4 protein-coding genes and 2 pseudogenes are annotated in these 3,514 nt (G+C 53.2%); all 6 read right to left on the bottom strand.

Going from position 1 to position 3,514, the window contains the following annotated elements:
• Nucleotides 1-188 (bottom strand): CHC2 zinc finger domain-containing protein (locus PGS25_RS15340; protein WP_270419393.1); only part of this gene is annotated, 188 nt, incomplete at its 3' end.
• Nucleotides 189-194: 6 nt separating this feature from the next.
• The gene (locus PGS25_RS15345; RefSeq protein WP_055224644.1) at nt 195-473 is read right to left on the bottom strand and encodes a hypothetical protein; all 279 of its coding nucleotides are present in this window, start codon (nt 471-473) and stop codon (nt 195-197) included.
• A pseudogene (locus tag PGS25_RS15350) lies at nt 470-2,568 on the bottom strand (DNA topoisomerase 3). The gene PGS25_RS15345 and the pseudogene PGS25_RS15350 overlap by 4 nt, the downstream one beginning before the upstream one ends.
• Complete coding sequence (locus PGS25_RS15355; protein WP_270419394.1) at nt 2,549-3,241, bottom strand: conjugal transfer protein TraG; 693 nt, start codon at nt 3,239-3,241, stop codon at nt 2,549-2,551. Before PGS25_RS15355 ends, PGS25_RS15350 begins: the two are co-directional and overlap by 20 nt.
• Nucleotides 3,238-3,432, bottom strand: coding sequence for a hypothetical protein (locus PGS25_RS15360; protein ID WP_002571001.1), 195 nt, complete (start codon nt 3,430-3,432; stop codon nt 3,238-3,240). Before PGS25_RS15360 ends, PGS25_RS15355 begins: the two co-directional genes overlap by 4 nt.
• Nucleotides 3,429-3,514, bottom strand: a pseudogene (locus tag PGS25_RS15365) (DUF4366 domain-containing protein); the annotation flags it as partial. The pseudogene PGS25_RS15365 and the gene PGS25_RS15360, both read right to left, overlap by 4 nt.

Here is a 3,514-nt window from a genome sequence, read left to right on the forward strand (position 1 = left end):
TCGATCACATCCCCATCTTCACCGCAGCCAAAGCAGTGGAACCGCTGGTCTACCTTCATGCTGGGGTTCTTATCATCGTGAAAGGGACAGCAGGCCATGCCATTTCGTTTGACCTCGATCCCATAAAACGCTGCCGCATCTCTGGTGCTGACCGACTGCTTGACTGCTTCAAATACATTCTCTGTCATGTGCCTTTAACTGCCGGACTTTCGCATAGGAGGCTGGTATCCGGCGGCTTTCGCACGCTCACTGGCGGCTTTGCGGCGTTCTGCGCTATATGGCTCCCGGACTGATACACACCGCTTTGGGACGGTAAAGTTATGGGCGTCCTTTCGGGTGATCTGGTCGGGGTGCTTTTTTGCCAGCAGTTCCAGCTTCTCCATCAGACGGGGATCGTGGGTGTAGACCTCAGCCATTGGTTCTGCCTGGTTATAAAGGAGAATGGTTTCCCGTTCCACTAAAGATAGCTTCATCGGCTGCCTCCTTTCCGCTGATCAAATTCCAGCTTAAAGTTGGCGTACTGTCCATCGTCCTCCAAAACCACAGCGGCATCGTAGGTCTTGCCAGTTTTCTCAGAATATAGGCCCGTTACACGGACACGGCCATCTTTCAGCAGTGCAGACACCACAGCCTTGGTCGGCTGTTTTTTCTTGGCAGCCCACCATTTGTTATTTTTCCAGATTGCAAATTTGCAAGAATCATTCTGACAGAAGAAGCCTTTTTGCAGTTCTGCAACTTCACCGCCGCAGCGAGGGCATTTGCCTACCACATCACGGGGCGGGGAGAACAGGTACTCGGTTCCCTTGATGACCTGATAAGTTCCCACCAGATCTTTCAGCATGGTGCTGATCCCGTCCAGAAACTCCTCCGGGGCAAGCTGCCCGCGCTCGATCTCTCCCAGGCGGTACTCCCACTCGGCAGTCAGAAGCGGCGATTGCAGCTGTTCCGGCAAGACTGTTATCAGGGAGACTGCATCGTGGGAAGGGAGAAGCTGCACCGTTTTCCTGTTCTTTTTTCGTTCCAGAAAACCGGCAGATACCAGCTTTTCCAAAATACCGGCACGGGTGGCCGGTGTCCCCAGACCTTTTCGCTCGGCGTCCTCCGGCATATCTTCTTTTCCGGCAGTCTCCATTGCGGACAACAAGGTATCCTCCGTAAAGTGCTGGGGTGGACTGCTTTTGCCTTCTTTGACGATTGCAGCAGCAACCGCAAGGGTCTGTCCTTCAGTCAGCTCCGGCAGGGCTTTCTCTGCACCATCTTTTTTCGGCTCTGCATCTTTCATTTTGGCACGGTAAGCGTCCTCCAGAGCTTTCCATCCGGGGTGCTTCACTGTTTTTCCTTTGGCGGTAAACTCCCCACCGGCACACGCTGCAATCACAACAGTTTCCGAATAGATATGGGGCTGGGCTACGCGCACAGCAGACGCAGGGCCACCAGCCCCAGCACCGCTTTTTCTCCCGCAGGAAGGGCAGAAAGGTCTGCATCCTTGAGATTTCTGGTAGGGATTACTGCGTGGTGGTCAGTTACTTTCTTATCGTTGATGACCACATGGGGGTCACAGGTAATGGCGATCCCTTTGCGAAACGGCATAGCATTGGCAACCAGATTGACCAGCACCGGCAGGCTGTCTGCCATATCACCGGTCAGATAGCGGCTGTCAGTACGGGGATAGGTGCAGAGCTTCTTTTCATACAGGCTTTGCAGATAGTCCAGGGTCTGCTGGGCTGTAAATCCAAGCAGGCGGTTGGCATCTCTTTGCAGAGTAGTCAGGTCATAGAGGGCAGGCGGCTTTTCGGACTTTTCCTTGCACTCCACCTTTTTGATTGTGGCAGCTGCACCCTGACAGGCTTCTTTCAGCTGCTCGGCAGCAGCCTTATCCGCCATGCGCTCCCCGGATACGGTAAGACCGGGCAGCTCCAGCGCCACGGTATAAAAGGGAACTGGCTTAAAGGTGTCGATCTCAGCTTCTCGCTGGACAATGAGCGCCAGGGTTGGGGACATCACGCGCCCGATGTTGAGGGTGCGGTGGTACAGCACGGAAAACAGCCTTGTGGCATTGATCCCCACCAGCCAGTCGGCCTTAGCGCGGCAAAGAGCAGCATCCCGAAGCCCGTCATAGTCCGCACCGGGGCGCAGGTTTGCAAAGCCCTCCCTTATGGCGGAGTCCTCCATCGAAGAAATCCAGAGGCGTTTCATGGGCTTTTGGCAGCCTGCCAGCTCGTAGACGCTGCGGAAGATCAGCTCGCCCTCGCGTCCGGCATCGCAGGCATTTACTACCTCCGTCACATCCGGGGCGTTCATCAGCTTTTTGAGAATATCAAACTGCTTTTTCTTATCCTTTCCCACCACCATCTGCCAATGCTCCGGCAGAATAGGCAGGTCATCATATCGCCACTTGGCGTACTTGGGGTCATAGCTGTCTGCGTCCGCAAGACCGGCCAGATGGCCCACACACCAGCTGACACGCCAGCCGTTGCCCTCCAGATACCCGTCCTTACGGGCAGTTGCACCGATCACCGCCGCCAAACTCTGGGCAACTGATGGTTTTTCAGCAATCACCAGCTTCATATTCTTCAACCTCCCATTCTTCCCGCACAGGCGTGTGCAGTTTTTTCTCAATGCTGTTTTCCTCATCCAGAAGCAGGTTATAACCAAACCGGTAGTCATAGCGGTACAGTTTCCCCAGCAGGTCATTGATGATGATGCGGCAAGCCAAAATGACACGAGTTTTATCCACCTGCATCAGCTGGTAGCGTTGATAATTGCTGTAATATTCTTCATGGCGGTGGGTATTGCGGACAGCATCTTCAAGCAAACTTTCTACTGCATCCTGACAACCATCCTCTTTTTCACCCTCCATACAGTTCAGAAGTTCCATTACCATAGGAAAGCTCTGTTCATCCATAGGAGCTTCTGCTGCAAGAAAACCGATCAGGGCAGATAAGAGCAGACGGGCTGCTGCCTGTTCCTGGTCCGTCAAAACAGCCATCGTTTTCTCCGCATTTGGCAGAATCTTATCTTCCACAAAATCTGCCGCGTCACCGGAATAAAGCTGACGGACAGAATCTATGAATAATGAAACCATCACGGCATCCTGAGAAAAGTCAAAGGAATCTTCCTGTTTTGCTTTTCTCCGAAGTTTGTTTAACATGGTAGAAAGAATGTCGCCGCCAAAATACACAGCAATTACCAGCAGGTCAAAAACAGCAATCAGCTTGATAAATATAATCAGAACACTCATTTTTTTCGTTTCCTTTCTTTGAGCCATCGTTCCATCTCACGGTGGCAGACACCTACGCAGGGGCTTCCATAATTTCCGCAGCCATAACAGGGGTGGCTTTGGGGCAAAGAGGGAGGACGGGAAGTTTCCTTCCCGCCCTCCGGCCTGCGTGTCATCATGCGTTCATAGGGACTGTCTGTGAAACGGGTCATTTCACGCTGTCCTCGTCATCTTCTTCTGCGCTGCCCCCGTCAGCATCCGGCTCGTCCGACTCCTCATCCTCGGTTTCCCATT

This window comes from Butyricicoccus sp. AM78-15b2TA (assembly GCF_027665985.1).
GTDB lineage: Bacteria > Bacillota > Clostridia > Oscillospirales > Butyricicoccaceae > Agathobaculum > Agathobaculum butyriciproducens.

Coding starts and splice junctions, on each gene's coding strand:
- PGS25_RS15345 (WP_055224644.1), bottom strand. CDS start 473: ATGAAGCTATCTTTAGTGGAACGGGAAACCATTCTCCTTTATAACCAG.
- PGS25_RS15355 (WP_270419394.1), bottom strand. CDS start 3,241: ATGAGTGTTCTGATTATATTTATCAAGCTGATTGCTGTTTTTGACCTG.
- PGS25_RS15360 (WP_002571001.1), bottom strand. CDS start 3,432: ATGACCCGTTTCACAGACAGTCCCTATGAACGCATGATGACACGCAGG.